The organism is Streptococcus infantis ATCC 700779 (assembly GCF_000187465.1).
Taxonomy (GTDB): domain Bacteria; phylum Bacillota; class Bacilli; order Lactobacillales; family Streptococcaceae; genus Streptococcus; species Streptococcus infantis.
In genome coordinates, this window is record NZ_GL732439.1 from 1421049 (window position 1) to 1440362 (window position 19314).

The window sequence follows — 19314 nt, forward strand, 5'->3', positions numbered from 1 at the left end:
TTTTGAGCAAAATATGGTATAATACCAAAGATTGAGGTGAACTATGGAATACAAATTATTTGAAGAATTTATTACTCTCCAATCTCTTTTGAAAGACCTTGGGATTATACAAAGTGGCGGTGCTATTAAATCTTTTTTAGCGGACCATCTTGTATATTTTAATGGAGAATTAGAAAATCGTAGAGGCAAAAAAATTAGAATCGGGGATTCTATTGAAATCCCTGATTTAAAAACTCAAATTATTCTAGTTAAACCAACATCAGAAGAACTAGAGGAATTTCGTCTAGAAAAACTTGAGAAAGAACGTGTAGCTAAGCTTGTCAAGGAAATGAATAAAAAGGTACAAAAAAAGCCAACAAAAAAAGCTCAAGCAACAAAAACAAAACCTGCACCACGTTTCCCAGGTAGATAAATATGTGGCTGAAAAATCTATCCATTAAACAATTTCGTAACTATCGAGATGTTGAAGTTAATTTCAATCCAAAATTAAATGTATTTGTTGGCCGAAACGCTCAAGGAAAAACCAATCTTCTCGAAAGTATTTACTTTTTAGCCTTAACAAGAAGTCATCGAACAAAGACAGACAAAAATTTAATTCAATTTGAAGAAGAACAACTGCAAGTTTCTGGAATCTTGCAAAAGAAAACAGCAAGCATTCCACTTGAAATTGACTTAACACAAAAAGGTCGAATTACTAAAGTGAATTACTTAAAACAAGCTCGCCTATCAGACTATATTGGTCATATGAATGTTGTCTTATTCGCTCCAGAAGATTTACAACTTGTAAAAGGCGCTCCGGCCATTCGTCGTAAATTCATTGACATAGAATTAGGGCAAATTAAACCAATTTACTTGTCAGACCTGTCAAGTTATAACCACGTCCTTAAACAGAGAAATACCTATCTCAAATCTACACAAAACATAGATGAGACTTTCCTATCTGTTCTTGATGACCAACTGGTAGAGTATGGCTGTCGTGTAATGAATCATCGAGCTGACTTTATCCAGAAAATGGAACTCTTTGGCAAGAAAAAACATTTTGACATCTCAGATCAGTTAGAAAATCTGTCAATCCGTTATCAACCTTTTGTAAACTTTGTTGACAAGAAACATTTGGCTGAATCTTTCCATATAGCACTTCAAAAAAGTAGACCCAGAGATTTATTTAAGAAGAATACTGGAGTTGGTCCTCATCGGGACGATATGATTTTCATGATTAATGGAATGGAAGCAAGTTTCGGAAGTCAAGGGCAACATCGTAGCTTGGTGCTTTCTATAAAACTTGCTGAAATCGAATTGATGGAGAGCATTACCAAAGAATCTCCCATTCTTTTACTTGACGATGTCATGAGTGAACTTGACAATACTCGTCAACTTAAATTATTGGAAACTATTTCTCATAACATTCAAACTTTTATTACAACTACTAGTTTAGACCATCTTCAAAACTTACCTGATAACTTGAGCGTCTTTACAGTAGATAATGGTCAATTGACTGTAAATTAAACTTTACATCTTTGTAAAACAAAAAAATCTCCCGTTTAACAGGAGATTTTTTTATTACATTGAATAGTTTGGTGCTTCATTAGTGATTTGCACATCGTGTGGATGGCTTTCTTTTAGACCCGCACCTGACATTTCGATAAACTGAGCATTGTCATGTAATTCTTTTAAGTTAGCAGCACCACAGTAACCCATACCAGAACGAATACCACCAATCATTTGGAAAACAATATCAGCTGCTGCACCTTTATAAGCAACACGACCTTCGATTCCTTCTGGAACGAGTTTGTTTGCTTCATTGACAGAACCTTGGAAGTAACGGTCGCTTGAACCCTTCTTCATAGCAGCGATTGAACCCATACCGCGGTATGTCTTGAACTTACGCCCTTGGAAGATCTCAGTTTCACCTGGAGCTTCATCTGTTCCTGCAAACATTGATCCGAGCATCACTGCGTTTCCTCCAGCAGCAAGGGCTTTTACAATATCTCCAGAATATTTGATTCCACCATCAGCGATAATTGTTTTACCATATTCACGAGCAACTGCTGCTGCATCGTAAATTGCTGTTACCTGGGGAACTCCTACACCAGCAATAACACGAGTTGTACAGATTGACCCTGGACCAATACCGACTTTAACAACGTCAACACCTGCATCATAAAGAGCACGCGCACCTTCAGCAGTAGCGATGTTCCCAGCAATCAGTGTACGGTCTGGGAAATGAGCACGAATTTCAGCGATTTTACGAAGTACACCCGCTGAGTGACCATGGGCAGTATCGATAACAATAGCATCAGCTCCTGCTTCAAAGAGGGCTTCTGCACGTTCAAATGTATCAGAAGTAACTCCTACCGCACCAGCAACTAGAAGACGACCGAATTCATCTTTTGCCGCATTTGGGAACTCAATCACTTTTTCAATATCTTTAATGGTGATTAAACCAGAAAGACGACCCTCTTCGTCAACTAGAGGTAGTTTTTCAATACGGTGTTCTTGAAGAATACTCTCAGCAGTTTTTAAATCTGTACCAACCGGAGCAGTAACTAAGTTTTCACTAGTCATGTGTTTTGAAATTGGTTGGTTGTAGTCAGAAATGAAACGCAGATCTCGGTTGGTCAAAATACCAACTAACTTACGGTTTTCTAGAGTTTCAACCACTGGGATACCACTGATACGGTAACGGCCCATGAGTTCATCTGCTTCAGCGATTGTATGTTCAGGAGTCAAGAAGAATGGATCAATGATAACACCATTTTCAGAACGTTTTACCTTACGAACTTCGTCAGCTTGTTGCTCAATAGACATGTTTTTATGGATAACTCCAAGTCCACCTGCACGTGCGATTGCAATGGCCATTTGGCTTTCTGTTACAGTGTCCATTGCAGCTGTAATAATTGGGATATTTAAAGTCAAATTATCTGCCAATTTTGTTGTTAAATCCGCATCATTAGGCAACACATGACTCTCTGCTGGAATTAGCAATACATCATCAAAGGTAAAACCTTTTTTCAAAAATTTAGTGTCCCAATTAGACATTGAAGTTTCCTCTTTTCTTTCTTTATTGAGCTAAACGCTTTTTGTATTGTATCTATCATACCATTCTATGAAAATTTGTCAATTAAATTTATAAGAGAATAAATAAAAAACTATCCCTCTTATTTTAAAGAAGAAATAGTTTTATAGTTCATATTTTATCCATTAGTGAAAGTAATTTAGACCCATTGCAGCTTTTACTTCTGATAGTGTTTGTCCAGCAACTTCTCGAGCTTTTTCACTACCTTTTTGGAGCATATTATAAACCTCACCCATATCTTTAGCATATTCTAGGCGACGTTCACGGATTGGACCAAGTTCACGTTCTAGGATTTCAAGTAGGTAACGTTTGGTCTTAACATCACCAAGGCCTCCACGTTGATAATGTTCCTTCATTTCAGCAATTTCTTGAGCATCCTCAGGTCGACCGAATACGTCCAAGTAATGGAAAACCATATTTCCTTCAATCTTACCTGGATCCTCAACACGAATATGGTCTGGATCTGTATACATACTCATTACTTTTTTACGCAAAGTATCTGCATCATCAGCTAGGTAAATTCCATTATTAAGTGATTTCGACATTTTGGCATTACCATCAAGACCTGGTAAACGTCCCGCACCTTCGTGCTCAGGGTAAATTCCTTCTGGTTCTACTAAAACATCACAGTTATAGGTATGGTTGAAAGAACGCACAATTTCACGTGTTTGTTCAATCATCGGCTTTTGATCATTCCCTACTGGAACCAAGTTAGCCTTAAATGCTGTAATATCTGCTGCTTGCGCAACAGGATAAACTAAAAATCCAGTTGGAATACTTTCACCAAAGCCTTTTTGAGCAATTTCAGTCTTTACGGTTGGATTTCGTTCCAAGCGAGCTAATGAAACTAGGTTCATATAATACATAGAGAGCTCTGCCAATTCTGGAATCTGGCTTTGAATGAAAATCGTTGCTTTATTAGGATCTAATCCCACTGCAAGATAGTCCAAAGCAACATTCCCAATAGACTCTACAATAGTTTGTGGATCTTTTGCATGGTCTGTTAGTGCTTGCTGGTCAGCTAAAAAAACAAACATGTCATATTTATTTTCTTCTTGTAGTAAGACACGATTTTTCAAACTACCAACGTAGTGCCCAATGTGTAATTTCCCCGTTGGACGATCTCCTGTTAAAATAATGGGTTTACTCATCTTATTCTCCTTTGATATGGTCCTTTCAATTATAGCATTTTTTTAATAAAAAGACAGATAATTTTTTTATTGAAACAATAGAGATGTTACCCCTTTCAATCGTAAAGGGGTTGTCAACTTTGTTTACAAAAAATTGACAAATAAAAATTTGAATAATTGATGATTTTCTAGTAGAATTAGAGTATTACATATAATAGGAGAAAAACTTTGCTAACAGTATCTGATGTTTCACTACGTTTTAGTGATCGCAAACTTTTTGATGATGTAAACATCAAATTTACAGAAGGAAATACCTATGGTTTGATTGGTGCCAACGGTGCTGGAAAATCAACCTTTTTAAAAATCTTAGCTGGAGATATTGAACCAACAACTGGGCATATCTCTCTTGGACCAGATGAACGTCTTTCAGTACTTCGTCAAAATCACTTTGACTACGAAGATGAGCGTGTTATTGATGTTGTTATCATGGGTAATGAAAAACTATACAACATCATGAAAGAAAAAGACGCCATTTATATGAAAGAAGATTTTTCAGAAGAAGATGGTGTTCGCGCAGCTGAACTTGAAGGAGAATTCGCTGAACTAGGTGGTTGGGAAGCTGAGAGTGAAGCTTCACAACTCTTACAAAATTTGAATATTCCAGAAGAACTTCATTACCAAAATATGAGTGAACTAGCAAATGGCGAAAAAGTAAAGGTTCTCCTTGCTAAAGCCCTCTTCGGTAAACCAGATGTCCTTCTTTTGGACGAGCCGACTAATGGTCTGGATATTCAATCCATCACTTGGCTAGAGGATTTCCTAATCGACTTTGATAATACTGTCATTGTCGTATCCCACGACCGTCACTTCTTGAATAAAGTTTGTACTCACATGGCTGACCTTGACTTTGGAAAAATCAAACTCTATGTCGGAAACTACGACTTCTGGAAGGAGTCTTCTGAGCTTGCTGCTAAATTACTAGCAGACCGTAATGCTAAAGCAGAAGAAAAAATCAAACAACTTCAAGAATTCGTTGCTCGTTTCTCTGCTAATGCTTCTAAATCAAGACAAGCAACTTCACGTAAAAAAATGCTTGACAAGATTGAGCTAGAGGAAATTGTTCCTTCTAGTCGTAAATACCCTTTTATCAGCTTTAAAGCTGAACGTGAAATTGGGAACGACCTCTTGACAGTAGAAAATCTATCTGTAAAGATTGATGGTGAAACTATTCTTGACAACATCAGCTTCATCTTGCGTCCAGGTGACAAGACAGCTCTTATCGGACAAAATGACATCCAAACAACTGCCTTGATTCGTGCCATTATGGGTGAAATTGACTATGAAGGGACTGTCAAGTGGGGAGTTACAACTAGTCGCTCTTACTTGCCAAAAGACAATTCAGCTGATTTTGCTGGCAGTGAATCTATCCTTGACTGGCTCCGTCAATTCGCAAGTAAAGAAGAAGATGACAACACTTTCTTGCGTGGTTTCCTAGGTCGTATGCTCTTCTCTGGAGACGAAGTTAACAAACCTGTAAACGTCTTGTCAGGGGGAGAAAAGGTACGCGTGATGCTCTCAAAACTCATGCTTTTAAAATCAAACGTTCTTGTACTTGACGATCCTACAAATCACTTAGACTTGGAATCTATTTCAAGTTTGAACGATGGATTGAAAAATTTCAAAGAATCTATCATCTTCGCCAGTCACGACCATGAATTCATCCAAACTTTGGCTAACCACATTATTGTCTTATCTAAAAACGGCGTCATCGATCGTATTGATGAAACCTATGATGAATTCTTAGAAAATGCTGAAGTTCAAGCAAAAGTAAAAGAACTTTGGAAAGACTAAAAAAATAAAACTCAGTTGGGTTCCCAATTGAGTTTTTAGTTGATAGTTCTGTCAATCTGATTCTATTCAACCTATTCATTGTTTCACGTGAAACATTCTATTATTAGATTTATAAATTCTTGACAAGATTCATGCACATAAAAAATCGACCAAATTGGTCGATTTTTTTAATCTTCTTCCATTTTTTTAGGTTGATAAGCAAGCATACCTAATCCTATAAATAGGACTAAAGTTACGAGAAGGAAAATTATCTGATTATGAACATTCCCTGTCATAGAAATTGTTTGTCTCAATCCTGAAACTGAATAACTCATTGGTAACCAAGGATTGACAGCCTTAAAGAAATCATTAGTCAAAGCAAGTGGATAAGTTCCTGCACTTGATGCTAATTGTAATAATAGTAAAATAAGAGAGAAGAAAGCACCTAAGCGACTATTCCATGTCGTTAACGCGGTTACCATAGACATAAAGGTCAAACTTGCGATGATGATTAAGAACAAGGTTCTCATTTCATGATTTGCCGTTAGACCGATAAGATGAACTCCTCCATAGACTAAGACAGCTGCTAAAACAGCTATGACGCCATTTATTTCGAAACGAGATTTAACCCAAGCCCAACGACTTTCAGGATGACGACCTGAAGGTAACTTAGCAAAAATCATATTTGTTGATAACGCAGCAACAAAGAGAGCAACAGATATCATATAAGGAGCCATAGCAATCCCATTTACAGGAACCTGATCATTGTCTGTTTTTGAAAGACTCAAGGGCTCAGATAATACTTCTGCATTGTTAGGCTCTGTTGATGCTGTTTTTAGTTGATTGCTAGCACTATTTAATCCTTCTCCTAGTCCTGTAGATCCTACTTGCAGACTTTCAATACCAACAGTTAAAGTTGTTCCACCATCTGCTAGTTTTCCAGCACCATCAGCAATTTTCATTGCTCCACTTTCTAACTGAGAGCTAGCTGAAAGCAATTGACTTGATTTATCTGTTAATTGACTAGAACCTAGCTGTATTTTATCCAGTCCTGCAATTAAGTCTGAACTCTTACTGTTTAATTGATTAGAACCAGATGAGAGTTTTTCGATACCTGTTACTAATTCTGGAGTTTTCCCAGCTAGCGAATCCAAACCAGTTGTCAAGGTTGAAGAGTTTTCTGTCAACTTACTTGATCCAGAAACCAATTGATCCAAACTTGTTGTTAAAGTTGTATTCTTTTCACTTAGTTGGTTTACACCTAAAGAAATAGTATCCAACCCTTTAGTATAATCATTAACTCCATTTTCAATCGATTGACTTCCAGGAACTAACTGATTATCTACAGCATTTTGCAACTGTGTAAATCCACTTGACATAGATATCAAGGAACTAGACGCCACAGGTAATACTTGATTTGCTTTAGTCTGTAAAGTAGAAAGATTAGAGACTGGTTGGTTTACACTTCCCAAATTTTCTTTTAAATCTCCTACCGTCGTTAAAATTGCTTTTGCTGACTCTATCGTAGAATTAGAATTATTTGAAACAGCTGCAGTCAGTTCTTGTTTCTGAGTATCAGTAAGAGATTGATAAGTTGCTGTTGCTTGAAGATTGGTAAGAGTTTTCTCTTGCTCTGTTTGACTATTAGTCACAATAGTTTGAGCAAGAGTAGATATATTCGCTAAATCATTAGATATTGTACTTTTAAGTTCAGTATTATCTGAAATAGTTACAGCTTGAAGTGCTTTATTCAATTCATCTAAACTAGTTGCTAATTGAGTGATTTCCTCTTTTTGTTGAGATGAAGTATTCAATTGAGTCGAAATTTCTTTGATTCCTTTATTTAATTGAGTAATACCGTCTCTCAATGTATCTGATTGACTTGATAGTTGGTTTGTACCAACAGATAATTTGTCAACTCCGCTTGTATAGGCATTGACACCAACCGAAAATTGACTGAGTCCTGAATTGAGTTGTGAAACTCCACCAGCATATGACTTCATCCCTATATTTAACTGGTTGACACCTGCAACTAATTCTGGAGTCTTGGAAGATAATTGATTAAGTCCTGTGTCAATCTGTGAAACCGCACTTGTATAGTTCTGTAAACCATCATTAAATGTTCCTAAGCCACTATTTAGTTGCTTTACTCCAGTGACATATGTTGTCAACCCTCTTGTAAATTGTTCACTTCCATCAGAAAAAGTTAAACTTGAGTTAGCTAAAGTATTAAGATTTGAAGACAATGTTTGACTTCCTACAGCCAATTGACCAGCTCCGTTGGCTAATTGTTCACTTCCATCTGCAGCTTTGGTTAAACCGGATTTTAAATCACCCATCTTTTGAAATAAAGCTTTCGTGTAAGTCTCAGTTACACTGGCAGAAACATTTTGTTTTAACTGTGTCATAGCAGAATCACTCATCTTACTTGCAATGAAGCTATGTCCACTAGAAGTTTGATAGTCAATGTTCATTTGTTCTGGGTGATCTGTTAAAATAGAAGCAGCCTTTTCAGACAAATCACTTGGCAAAGTTACTACCATATAGTAATCGCCATTCTCTAGTCCTTTTTTTCCTTCTTCCTCTTTTACAAAATGAAAATCCAAGGATTTATTTTCCTTTAAATTAGACACCATGTCTTTTCCGATAGCCATCGTATTTCCATTGTAAGTCGCTTCCTTATCATTATTTACAACCGCTACAGGCAACTCAGATAATTGACCATACGGATCCCACATAGATGATAAAAATATGATATTGTATAAAGCTGGAATGAGAGAAATCCCTATCATTACAATGATAAAGGTTGGTTTTTTAAAAATTGCTTTCCATTCTTTAAACATATTGTCTCCTTTTTTACACATATTGTCTAAAATTTTGATATAATAGATTATACATTAAAAATTCTTATTTACAAGTCAAAATTATCATTTTTAGACACTAAGTCTATTTTTGTTCACAAGGAGGAACTATGAAAGAGAGCAACAAACGCTTAAAAACCAAACGTATTATTGAGAACGCCATGGTTCAATTATTAACGGAACAACCATTTGATCAAATTAGCACTATTAAGCTGGCAGAAAAAGCCGGGATTAGTCGTTCTAGTTTTTATACTCATTACAAGGATAAGTATGATATGATTGAACATTACCAAAGTAAGCTTTTTCATACATTTGAGTATATTTTCCAAAAACACGCAAATCATAAAAGAGATGCTATTTTAGAAGTGTTTGAATACTTAGAGTCTGAACCTTTACTAGCTGCTCTTCTATCTGAAAATGGTACAAAAGAGATACAAAACTTCCTGAGAAATAAACTTCACATTATGCTTAGCACTGACCTCCAAAAACGCTTTATGCAATTAAATTTAAACAATATTGAGTTAGAGTATAGCAGTATTTATCTAACAAACGCACTATTTGGTGTATGCCAAACCTGGATTGCTCATGGAAAAAAAGAAAGTCCACAAGAAATGACAAACTTTCTTATGAAAATGTTGGGAGATGCAAATTAGAGACAAAAAAAGAACACCAATGGTGTTCTTTTTGTTTAACTCCGCCAGTAGGACTCGAACCTACGACATCATGATTAACAGTCATGCGCTACTACCAACTGAGCTATGGCGGATAATATAGTCCGTACGGGATTCGAACCCGTGTTACCGCCGTGAAAAGGCGGTGTCTTAACCCCTTGACCAACGGACCATCTATCTGTAGCAGATATAACCATTATATCAATTTCTTACTAATTGTCAATCACTTTTTAGATTTTTTCTCCAGAATATCTCTTAATTTCCGTACCTTTAGACGGGTAATTGGACAACGATGATCCTCATAAAAAACCACTTCTAAATTTTTTCGATCAATTTCCCTAATATTTCCTACATTGACAAGAAATGATTTATGAGCAGAATAAAATCTTTGAGTATCTTTATCTTTTTCTTGAATATCCGCCATAGTACCATAAAATTCTTTGGCAAAATTCTTACCAATAATCCTTAATTTATGAGATACTCCTGTTGTTTCAATATATAAAATATCATGGTAGGGAATTTTCAAATCATTTCCCTTGTAATTATAGTCAAAATAATCCACAACATCTTTATTTTCAAGCAGCATACTTTTGGTATATAAGATGCTCTGTTCGATACGTTTTTTAAATAATTCATCATTGATATCTTTATCAACAAAATCCAAGGCTGATACTTGATATTTGTAAGTTAAGGTAGCAAATTCTGATCTACTAGTGATAAATACGATAATTGCATAGGGATTGTGGCGACGAATAAACTGTGCTACCTCAAATCCTTTTTTCTCAACGCCATGAATATCAATATCTAGAAAATAAAGCTGGTTTACTTCATCATTTTCGATATATTCCTTAAATTCTCGTTCTTTACCTGTTGTTTTATAAGAAATAGGAATATTCAATTCCTTTGAAATTTCATCCAAGGTTCTTTCTAGTCTGACTTGATGTTGAATAACATCTTCCAAAATTAATACTTTCATTCAAACTCTCTCTTAAATCTAATAATCTGTCTAAATGTACTATCTTCCATCTCTGTTTCTAAAATGATATTTTCATACTGATCCAAAATTTCTTTAACATTTTTAAGCCCTATTCCTCTATTTCTACCTTTAGTAGAAAAACCTAGTTCAAATAAATCTTCTGAAGGTATCATGGTAATTTTACACGAATTTTGAATCACGATAACTGTTTCCAAATCCATTTTAATCACTGCAACTTCCATTTGTTTCAAATAACTTTCTGCAGCACCTTCAACAGCATTGTTCAATAATACACTCATAATACGCACAAGATCAAGTAAATCAATTGACAACCTTGTGATAATATCCTTTACTTCTAGTGTAAACTCTACGTCATTATTTCTGGCATATACAATAGATTGAGCAATCAAACTTCGTAAAGCTGAGTCTTCTATATTGTTTAAATCAAAGTATGTATACTTATCTGAACGTAATTTTTGATTAGCTTTTACTAAGACTTCATTGTAAATTCTGTCAATTTCCTGTAAATCTTTACTGTCAATAGCCATTTGCATACTGACAAGCATACCTGCATAATCATGACGAAAACCACGGATTTCATTATACAAAGCCACAATTTCATCTGTATAGGTCTGTAAATGTTCTTGTTCAAATTTTTTCTGTTTTAGGGCTATTTCTTTTTCAACTCGCACCTTATAAGAATTCATAGCGAAGAAGATTAGTAGTAAACAAATAAATACAATTGTTGCTAAAATACTACCAAAGCTATTAAAATGTGCATGAGTACTTACCATATCTGAAATGAATGATAGAATATGTAAAGTAAAGAAACCAAGTATAACTTTTTTTAAAAATGGATAGAGGTAATCTTTATCAAAATAATTAAGTTCAAGATGAAAATAAGTAATAATTTTTTTAATAATAAAATAAGTTATTAATAAAACTACTAAAAAAAAGATTTCTTTATATTTTGATACAAAATAATCACCTGTTATAGAGGATATGATTACTGCTATAAAAGTATGAGTACTATGATATAGTAAAGACAATAGTAGACTGATAAAAATAGCCTTGTACTTATTATACTTTTTTACCCCTATTAGATAAACATATATAATAAAGGGAAACATGAATTTTTCTAAACCTAACCCATGTAAAAAAACAAAATAAAAGATAATTTCAACTACGGACTGCAATATAAAAATCCAACATATGAATAGAAATCTTTCTTTTTTTGTTGCTCTACAAATTAGTTTATAGCTATTTATTAGAATAAAAATATGAAGAATAACTATGAATATTTTTAATAAATCCATCATGTCTCCCTATAATGTTTTCTATTTTTTCCTTTTAGGAAAAAGATTAGTAATAAAGTAAGTTAATCTTTTATCCCCACCTTGGATTTCCTGTAATTCTTTTTCTGTAAGTTTTTTGAACTGCTCTAATTTAACTGTTTTTTCCATATTAAATTCTCCTTTATTGTTTTTTTCTTGTAAATTAACTTACAAGCCTATTATACAAAACGGAGTCTGTTTTAAAACATTTCATTCTCAACTGCACATTTTTGTACCTGAACTGTCAATTTTTACAAAAAACGCTGGGTTTCCCCAGCGTTAAATCTAGTATATGATCCCAGCAGGATTCGAACCTGCGACCGTTCGCTTAGAAGGCGAATGCTCTATCCAGCTGAGCTATGAGACCTAACTAGTTTATCTTATCAAAATAATCGAGAATAGTCAATCCTATTTATGATAAGGAGAACCTTGTTGGATCGTAAATGCTCGGTATATCTGTTCTACAAGAACTAGACGCATTAATTGATGTGGAAGAGTTAAACGACCAAAACTTACTGATAGGTTAGCTCGTTTTTTCACTTCATTGGATAATCCTAAACTTCCACCGATCACAAATGTTAAGGTTGAATAACCATTAATAGATGCTTGTTCTAACTGTTTACTGAATTCTTCAGAAGATAATATCTTCCCTTCAATAGCCAAAACAACAACAAATTCTCTATCACCAATTTTGGAAAGGATTCGATTTCCTTCTAAATTCAAGATTTTTTCATTTTCTGAATCGCTGGCACGATCTGGTGTCTTTTCATCAGCTAATTCGATCATTTCTACGGCAGCAAATCGTGATATTCTTTTAGAATATTCTGCAATTCCATCTTTGAGATACTTTTCTTTTAGTTTTCCAACTGTTACAATTTTTATTTTCATGCTTCTATTTTATCATAATCGCATTCTATTCACATCTTATTCACAAATGAAAAAGGTGAAAAAACACAATAAATTCACAAGTTTTAATCAGTTATCCACAGATTGTTAAAAACTTAAACTTTTTTAAGCTAGGATTAAGTTAATAATTTTATACTTTCACTAATTAATCAAATATGGAGGATTCTATGAAAAACTTAAAGAAGTTTTCAAAAACAATTGGACAACTTTTACTAGTTATTCTCATTAGCTTTTTTAGTGGTCTATTAGGAAGTTTGGCTGTTCTTCAGTTCAACCAAAAGCAAGGAGGTGGAGAACAAAATAGTGCAGCGGTCACTCAGACTGCTTCGAAAAATGAAAATTCTACCACACAGGCTGTAGATAAAGTTAAAGATGCAGTTGTATCGATTATCACTTATTCAGAAAACTCTCAAGGTAGTTTTGTTGGAACTGATGATACTGATACAGATTCAAACACTGAACAAATTAACAGTGAAGGTTCTGGTGTTATCTATAAAAAAGATGGGGATGATGCTTATATTGTAACCAACACTCACGTTATTAGTGGAGCTAAAAAAGTTGATATTCGTCTAGCAGATGGAACAAAAGTACCAGGTGAAATTGTTGGTTCTGATACCTATTCTGATATTGCAGTAGTGAAAATTTCTTCTGAAAAGGTCTCTACAGTAGCTGAGTTTGGTGACTCAAGTCAATTATCTGTTGGGGAAACAGCTATCGCAATCGGTAGTCCTTTGGGGTCAGAATATGCAAATACAGTTACACAAGGGATTGTTTCAAGCTTGAACAGACACGTTTCTTTGAAATCTGAAGATGGTCAAGCTATTTCAACAAATGCCATTCAAACAGACACAGCTATTAACCCTGGTAACTCTGGAGGACCTTTGATTAACATCCAGGGAGAAGTTATCGGTATTACATCAAGTAAAATCGCCTCTAATGGTGGAACATCCGTAGAAGGTCTTGGTTTTGCTATTCCTGCAAATGATGTTAAGAATATTATCAAACAGTTGGTAAAAGATGGAAAAGTAACTCGACCAGCTCTTGGTATCCACATGGTTAATTTGACAAACCTTAGCACTGCCGATCTACAAAAATTGAAACTTCCTGACAACGTTACTTCTGGTGTAGCTGTTCGTTCTGTTCAAAAGAACATGCCTGCAAATGGACATTTACAACAATATGATGTTATCACAAAAATAGATGATACTAAGATTTCTTCTACTACTGAATTGCAAAATGCACTTTACAGTCACTCTATTGGTGATGAAATGACTGTAACTTATTACCGTAATGGTAAAGAAGAAACAACTAAAATCAAACTAGATAAGAGTACAAGTGATTTAAATTAATAGTTTACATATTTGTAAACCTACTTTACAGAATATTAAAGATATGATACTGTAGAGATATGGAAGAACTTAAACTAATTCGTATCAGTGATATTCAAAAAAATCCCTATCAACCTCGTAAAGAATTCTCAAAAGAAAAAATTCAAGAACTTGCCCAATCTATTAAAGAAAATGGTTTAATTCAACCCATTATTGTCCGTCAATCTCCAGTTGTCGGATATGAAATCCTAGCTGGAGAAAGACGGTATCGGGCATCGATAGAAGCTGGGCTATCAGAAGTTCCTGTAATCATCAAAAAATTATCTGATCAGGAAATGATGGTTCACTCAATCATTGAAAATTTACAACGAGAAGACTTAAATCCGATTGAAGAAGCAAAAGCTTATCAATCTTTAATTGATAAAGGATATACTCATGCAGACATTGCTGAAAAAATGGGGAAATCACGCCCTTATATCACTAATCTTGTTCGATTGCTAACGCTCCCTGATTTTATTTTAACAGAAGTAGAAACTGGAAAATTGTCTCAAGCACATGCTAGACTTCTAATCCAACTACCTTTGAAAGAACAAAAAAATTTACTCAATCGCATTCAGAAAGAGGATTTATCAGTTCGGCAGGTGGAACACCTACTTAAAGAAGAAAAAAATAAGAAGAAAAGCAAAGAAAAAGATCACTTTATCAAAGAAGAAGAAGAAAATTTGAAAAAATTGTTGGGATTAGATGTCCAAATCGTCCTTCAAAAAAAAGAGGCAGGAAAAATAACTATCTCTTTTCATAATCAAGAAGAATACCAACGTTTTATTAACAGCCTGAAATAAGGCTGTTATTTTATTTTTCTAAACTCACATACTTATCCACTGGATTAGTATAGAAAAAGACTATTAAATCAAAATCTAGACCTTTTATCCACAAGTTGTGGATAAATCTTTTAAACATTGTGGATTGTTTTTCACAAGTTGTGGAAAAATTGCTTGCTATGTGATAAAATAGTGTTTAAGATTACACCATTTAGAAAAGGAGGAGTTTGTTGTTGAAAGAAAAACAATTTTGGAATCAGATTTTAGAATTAGCTAAAGAGAGATTGACACGATCAATGTTTGATTTCTACGCAACACCTGCTGAATTAATAAAGGTTGAGGGAAATATAGCTACCATATTTTTGCCAAGATCTGAAATGGAAATGGTTTGGAGTACAAAACTCAATGATATTATTGTAGCTGTCGGTTTTCAAATCTATGACACTGAAATAAAAGCTCAATATGTATTGACTAAAGAAGATTCTAATACCTCCGATATAGCAAGCAATGTTGAAAACAGTAATCATCAACAGGAAGAAATTAAAAAATCTATACCCTATTCAGAAACAGGATTAAGAGATATCTATACTTTTGATAATTTTATCCAAGGTGATGGAAATATTTGGGCTAAGTCTGCTGCTTTAGCCGTCTCGGAAGATCCTGGACTAACTTATAATCCTCTTTTTATATATGGAGGACCTGGTCTAGGGAAAACTCACTTGCTCAATGCTCTGGGTAATGAAATTCTCAAAAAAAATCCTAATGCGCGTGTAAAATATATTCCTGCTGAAAGTTTTATTAATGAATTTTTAGATCATTTAAGACTCAATGATATGGATAATTTTAAAAAAACCTATCGAAGTCTAGATCTCCTTCTTATTGATGACATTCAATCTCTCAGTGGAAATAAAGTACAAACTCAGGATGAATTTTTCAATACATTCAACAAACTTCACAGTAATAATAAACAGATCGTTTTAACGAGTGACCGTAGGCCAGAACAACTAGAAAATCTACCTGAACGACTTGTCACGCGCTTCTCATGGGGATTAACAACGGACATTACTCCACCTGATTTCGAAACTCGTATCGCTATCTTAAACAGTAAAACAGAGGATTTAGATTATCATTTTCAACCTGACACAATCGAATATTTGGCTGGCCAGTTTGATTCAAATGTACGTGAATTAGAAGGTGCGCTCAAAGATATTAGTCTCATGGCTAAAGTCAAACAAATCAACACTATAACTGTGGATATTGCATCTGAGGCTATACGTGCTCGAAAACAAAGCGTCAGCACCATGATCGTCATTCCGATTGAAAAAATCCAAGAGGAAGTCGGAAAATTTTATGATGTGAGCGTTAAGGAGATGAAGGGAACTAGACGTGTTCTGAATATTGTTCTAGCTCGCCAAGTTGCTATGTACCTAGCTAGAGAATTAACTGATAACAGTCTTCCAAAAATCGGAAAAGAATTTGGTGGTAAAGATCATACAACCGTCATTCATGCTCATGCAAAAATCAAATCTATGATTGAAACTGATGATAAATTACGTATAGAAATCGAAACCATCAAAAAGAAAATCAAATAACTTGTGGATAAGTGTTTAAAATTTTACTGATTTATTAACAAATTTTAAACAAGTATAACTTCTTGATTTTTCTAAACTAAACTTGGTTTTCCACAGATTTCACACAGCCTACTATTACTATTAACCTTCTAATAATAAAAATAAATAAAGGAGATTCCATGATTCATTTTTCTATTAATAAAAATTTATTCCTGCAATCATTAAATATTACAAAACGTGCTATTAGTTCAAAAAATGCTATTCCTGTTTTATCAACTATTAAAATTGATGTGACTAACGAAGGAATTACATTAATTGGATCAAATGGTCAAATTTCAATTGAGAATTTCATTTCTCAAAAAGATGAAAATGCAGGTCTTTTGATTAACTCTTTAGGATCAATTCTTTTAGAGGCTTCTTTCTTTATCAATGTTGTTTCTAGTCTTCCAGATGTGACTCTTGATTTTAAAGAAATTGAACAACATCAGATTGTATTAACAAGTGGAAAATCAGAGATTACCCTTAAAGGTAAAGACAGCGAACAGTATCCACGTATTCAGGAAATTGCAGCAAGTAATCCTTTAGTTCTTGAAACAAAACTTCTCAAAAAGATTATCAACGAAACTGCTTTTGCTGCTAGTGTACAAGAAAGCCGCCCAATCTTGACTGGTGTACACTTTGTCCTAAGTAATCATAAAGAATTGAAAACAGTTGCGACAGATTCTCACCGTCTCAGTCAGAAGAAATTGACACTTGAAAAAAATAGTGATAATTTTGATGTTGTCATCCCAAGTCGCTCTCTACGCGAATTTTCAGCTGTTTTTACGGACGATATTGAAACAGTAGAGATTTTCTTCGCAAACAACCAAATTCTCTTTAGAAGCGAAAATATTAGCTTCTATACACGCCTCTTAGAAGGTAATTATCCTGATACAGATCGTCTGATTCCAACAGATTTTAATACGACAGTAACTTTTGATGTTGTGAATCTACGTCAATCTATGGAACGTGCACGTCTCTTATCAAGTGCTACTCAAAATGGAACTGTAAAATTAGAAATCAAACAAGGAGTGGTTACAGCACATGTAAATTCTCCAGAAGTTGGTAAAGTAAACGAAGAAATCGATACAATTGCTGTATCTGGTGAAGATTTAACTATTAGCTTTAACCCAACTTACTTGATTGAAGCACTAAAAGCCTTGAATAGTGAAAAGGTAACAATCAGTTTCATTTCAGCAGTTCGTCCATTTACCTTGGTACCAGCTGATACAGATGAAGATTTCATGCAGCTGATTACACCAGTTCGTACAAATTAAGTTAAAGAGGTTGAGCCTAGCTCACCTCTTTTATGATATAATCAGAAATATGAAAAGGAGAGTAGTATGTATCAAGTTGGAAATTTTGTTGAAATGAAAAAACCACACGCTTGTACAATCAAATCTACAGGCAAAAAAGCGAATCGTTGGGAAATTACACGTCTAGGTGCAGATATCAAAATTAAATGCAGTAATTGTGATCATGTTGTCATGATGAGTCGCTATGATTTTGAAAGAAAAATGAGTAAAATTATCGACTAAATGCAAGTAGTTAGAGGGTTAGCAAGTTTTCCCTTTTTGTGTTATAATATTGAAGATTGAAATGTGAACGGAGATTGAGAAACTATGGCTTTAACAGCAGGTATCGTGGGTTTGCCAAACGTTGGTAAATCAACCCTATTTAATGCAATTACAAAAGCAGGAGCAGAGGCTGCAAACTATCCATTTGCAACTATTGACCCAAACGTTGGGATGGTAGAAGTTCCAGATGAACGTCTACAAAAATTGACTGAAATGATTACTCCTAAGAAGACAGTCCCAACAACCTTTGAATTTACAGATATTGCAGGGATTGTAAAAGGTGCATCAAAAGGAGAAGGTCTCGGTAATAAATTCTTGGCCAATATCCGTGAAGTTGATGCCATTGTCCATGTAGTTCGTGCCTTTGATGATGAGAATGTCATGCGTGAGCAAGGTCGTGAAGATGCTTTTGTAGATCCATTAGCAGATATTGATACCATTAACCTAGAATTGATTCTTGCTGACTTAGAATCTGTTAATAAACGCTATGCGCGTGTGGAAAAGATGGCACGTACGCAAAAAGATAAGGAATCAGTTGCAGAATTTAACGTTCTCCAAAAGATTAAACCTGTCCTTGAAGACGGTAAATCAGCTCGTACTATTGAATTTACAGATGAAGAGCAAAAGGTTGTCAAAGGTCTTTTCCTCTTGACCACGAAACCAGTTCTTTATGTAGCTAACGTTGATGAGGATGTGGTTGGAGACCCAGAATCTATCGATTATGTGAAGAAAATTCGTGAATTCGCAGCAACAGAAAATGCAGAGGTAGTGGTCATTTCTGCGCGTGCTGAAGAAGAAATTTCTGAGTTAGACGATGAAGATAAAAAAGAGTTTCTTGAAGCCATTGGTTTGACAGAATCAGGTGTGGATAAGTTGACTCGTGCAGCTTACCATCTATTAGGACTTGGAACTTACTTCACAGCTGGTGAAAAAGAAGTTCGTGCTTGGACCTTTAAACGTGGCATGAAAGCTCCTCAAGCTGCTGGAATTATCCACTCTGACTTCGAAAAAGGCTTTATTCGTGCAGTGACTATGTCTTATGATGATTTGATTAAATACGGTTCTGAAAAGGCGGTAAAAGAAGCTGGACGCTTACGTGAAGAAGGAAAAGAATATGTCGTTCAAGATGGCGATATTATGGAATTCCGCTTTAACGTATAATCAACATTTTTAATAGTGTCAATTAGGTTGGAA

Annotated in this window: 17 protein-coding genes and 3 tRNA genes; 10 read left to right on the forward strand and 10 right to left on the reverse strand. The window is 34.6% G+C overall.

What is annotated here, in order from left to right:
* Window positions 1-43 precede the first annotated feature (43 nt).
* Both yaaA and recF read left to right on the forward strand, forming a co-directional pair.
* Window positions 44-412 carry a S4 domain-containing protein YaaA gene (gene yaaA / locus HMPREF9423_RS09480; protein ID WP_006149090.1) on the forward strand — a complete coding sequence of 123 codons (369 nt, stop codon included), beginning with the start codon at window positions 44-46 and terminating at the stop codon, window positions 410-412.
* A gap of 2 nt (window positions 413-414) precedes the next feature.
* Window positions 415-1506 carry a DNA replication/repair protein RecF gene (gene recF, locus HMPREF9423_RS09485; protein WP_006149091.1) on the forward strand — a complete coding sequence of 364 codons (1092 nt, stop codon included), beginning with the start codon at window positions 415-417 and terminating at the stop codon, window positions 1504-1506.
* A gap of 54 nt (window positions 1507-1560) precedes the next feature.
* On the opposite strand, the gene guaB is transcribed toward recF, so the two are convergent.
* Window positions 1561-3039: an IMP dehydrogenase gene (guaB, locus tag HMPREF9423_RS09490; protein ID WP_006149092.1), complete on the reverse strand. Its 1479-nt coding sequence runs from the start codon at window positions 3037-3039 to the stop codon at window positions 1561-1563.
* A gap of 162 nt (window positions 3040-3201) precedes the next feature.
* Window positions 3202-4227 (reverse strand): tryptophan--tRNA ligase, encoded by a 1026-nt coding sequence (gene trpS, locus HMPREF9423_RS09495; protein WP_006149093.1) that lies wholly within the window; start codon window positions 4225-4227, stop codon window positions 3202-3204.
* Window positions 4228-4434: 207 nt separating this feature from the next.
* On the opposite strand from trpS, the gene HMPREF9423_RS09500 reads away from it, so the two are divergent.
* On the forward strand, window positions 4435-6057 hold the full coding sequence (locus HMPREF9423_RS09500) for an ATP-binding cassette domain-containing protein (protein ID WP_006149094.1): 1623 nt from the start codon (window positions 4435-4437) through the stop codon (window positions 6055-6057).
* 167 nt (window positions 6058-6224) lie between these two features.
* Here HMPREF9423_RS09500 and HMPREF9423_RS09505 read toward each other — a convergent pair whose 3' ends face one another.
* Complete coding sequence (locus HMPREF9423_RS09505; RefSeq protein WP_006155806.1) at window positions 6225-8879, reverse strand: YhgE/Pip family protein; 2655 nt, start codon at window positions 8877-8879, stop codon at window positions 6225-6227.
* Window positions 8880-9007: 128 nt separating this feature from the next.
* Here HMPREF9423_RS09505 and HMPREF9423_RS09510 point away from each other — a divergent pair, with 128 nt between their 5' ends.
* Window positions 9008-9550, forward strand: coding sequence for a TetR/AcrR family transcriptional regulator (locus HMPREF9423_RS09510; protein WP_006149096.1), 543 nt, complete (start codon window positions 9008-9010; stop codon window positions 9548-9550).
* 39 nt (window positions 9551-9589) lie between these two features.
* Here the strand turns inward: HMPREF9423_RS09510 and HMPREF9423_RS09515 are convergent.
* The 7 genes from HMPREF9423_RS09515 to rlmH all read right to left on the reverse strand — a co-directional run bounded on the left by HMPREF9423_RS09515 (window position 9590) and on the right by rlmH (window position 12766).
* Window positions 9590-9663: transfer RNA gene (locus HMPREF9423_RS09515), tRNA-Asn, on the reverse strand.
* Between the two features lie 5 nt (window positions 9664-9668).
* Window positions 9669-9740: transfer RNA gene (locus HMPREF9423_RS09520), tRNA-Glu, on the reverse strand.
* 51 nt (window positions 9741-9791) lie between these two features.
* Window positions 9792-10544 (reverse strand): competence system response regulator transcription factor ComE, encoded by a 753-nt coding sequence (gene comE, locus HMPREF9423_RS09525; RefSeq protein WP_004250949.1) that lies wholly within the window; start codon window positions 10542-10544, stop codon window positions 9792-9794.
* A complete protein-coding gene (gene comD, locus HMPREF9423_RS09530; RefSeq protein ID WP_025170208.1) occupies window positions 10541-11860 on the reverse strand; it encodes a competence system sensor histidine kinase ComD in 1320 nt (439 codons plus the stop codon). Before comD ends, comE begins: the two co-directional genes overlap by 4 nt.
* Before the next feature lie 21 nt (window positions 11861-11881).
* On the reverse strand, window positions 11882-12007 hold the full coding sequence (gene comC / locus HMPREF9423_RS09535) for a competence-stimulating peptide ComC (protein WP_006149099.1): 126 nt from the start codon (window positions 12005-12007) through the stop codon (window positions 11882-11884).
* Between the two features lie 164 nt (window positions 12008-12171).
* Window positions 12172-12245, reverse strand: a tRNA-Arg gene (locus HMPREF9423_RS09540).
* Window positions 12246-12286: 41 nt separating this feature from the next.
* The gene (gene rlmH / locus HMPREF9423_RS09545) at window positions 12287-12766 is read right to left on the reverse strand and encodes a 23S rRNA (pseudouridine(1915)-N(3))-methyltransferase RlmH (RefSeq protein WP_006149100.1); all 480 of its coding nucleotides are present in this window, start codon (window positions 12764-12766) and stop codon (window positions 12287-12289) included.
* 185 nt (window positions 12767-12951) lie between these two features.
* Here rlmH and htrA point away from each other — a divergent pair, with 185 nt between their 5' ends.
* The 6 genes from htrA (at window position 12952) to ychF (ending at window position 19281) form a co-directional block, all read left to right on the forward strand.
* Window positions 12952-14133, forward strand: a complete 1182-nt coding sequence (gene htrA, locus HMPREF9423_RS09550; protein WP_006155808.1) for a serine protease HtrA — start codon at window positions 12952-12954, stop codon at window positions 14131-14133.
* A gap of 59 nt (window positions 14134-14192) precedes the next feature.
* Window positions 14193-14954, forward strand: a complete 762-nt coding sequence (locus HMPREF9423_RS09555) for a ParB/RepB/Spo0J family partition protein (RefSeq protein WP_006149103.1) — start codon at window positions 14193-14195, stop codon at window positions 14952-14954.
* A 212-nt stretch (window positions 14955-15166) separates the two neighbouring features.
* Window positions 15167-16525, forward strand: coding sequence for a chromosomal replication initiator protein DnaA (dnaA, locus tag HMPREF9423_RS09560; protein ID WP_025170209.1), 1359 nt, complete (start codon window positions 15167-15169; stop codon window positions 16523-16525).
* A gap of 158 nt (window positions 16526-16683) precedes the next feature.
* Window positions 16684-17820 (forward strand): DNA polymerase III subunit beta, encoded by a 1137-nt coding sequence (gene dnaN / locus HMPREF9423_RS09565; protein ID WP_006149105.1) that lies wholly within the window; start codon window positions 16684-16686, stop codon window positions 17818-17820.
* Between the two features lie 66 nt (window positions 17821-17886).
* Window positions 17887-18081 (forward strand): DUF951 domain-containing protein, encoded by a 195-nt coding sequence (locus HMPREF9423_RS09570; RefSeq protein ID WP_004250933.1) that lies wholly within the window; start codon window positions 17887-17889, stop codon window positions 18079-18081.
* 84 nt (window positions 18082-18165) lie between these two features.
* Window positions 18166-19281 carry a redox-regulated ATPase YchF gene (gene ychF, locus HMPREF9423_RS09575; protein ID WP_006149107.1) on the forward strand — a complete coding sequence of 372 codons (1116 nt, stop codon included), beginning with the start codon at window positions 18166-18168 and terminating at the stop codon, window positions 19279-19281.
* The last annotated feature ends 33 nt before the right edge of the window (window positions 19282-19314 follow it).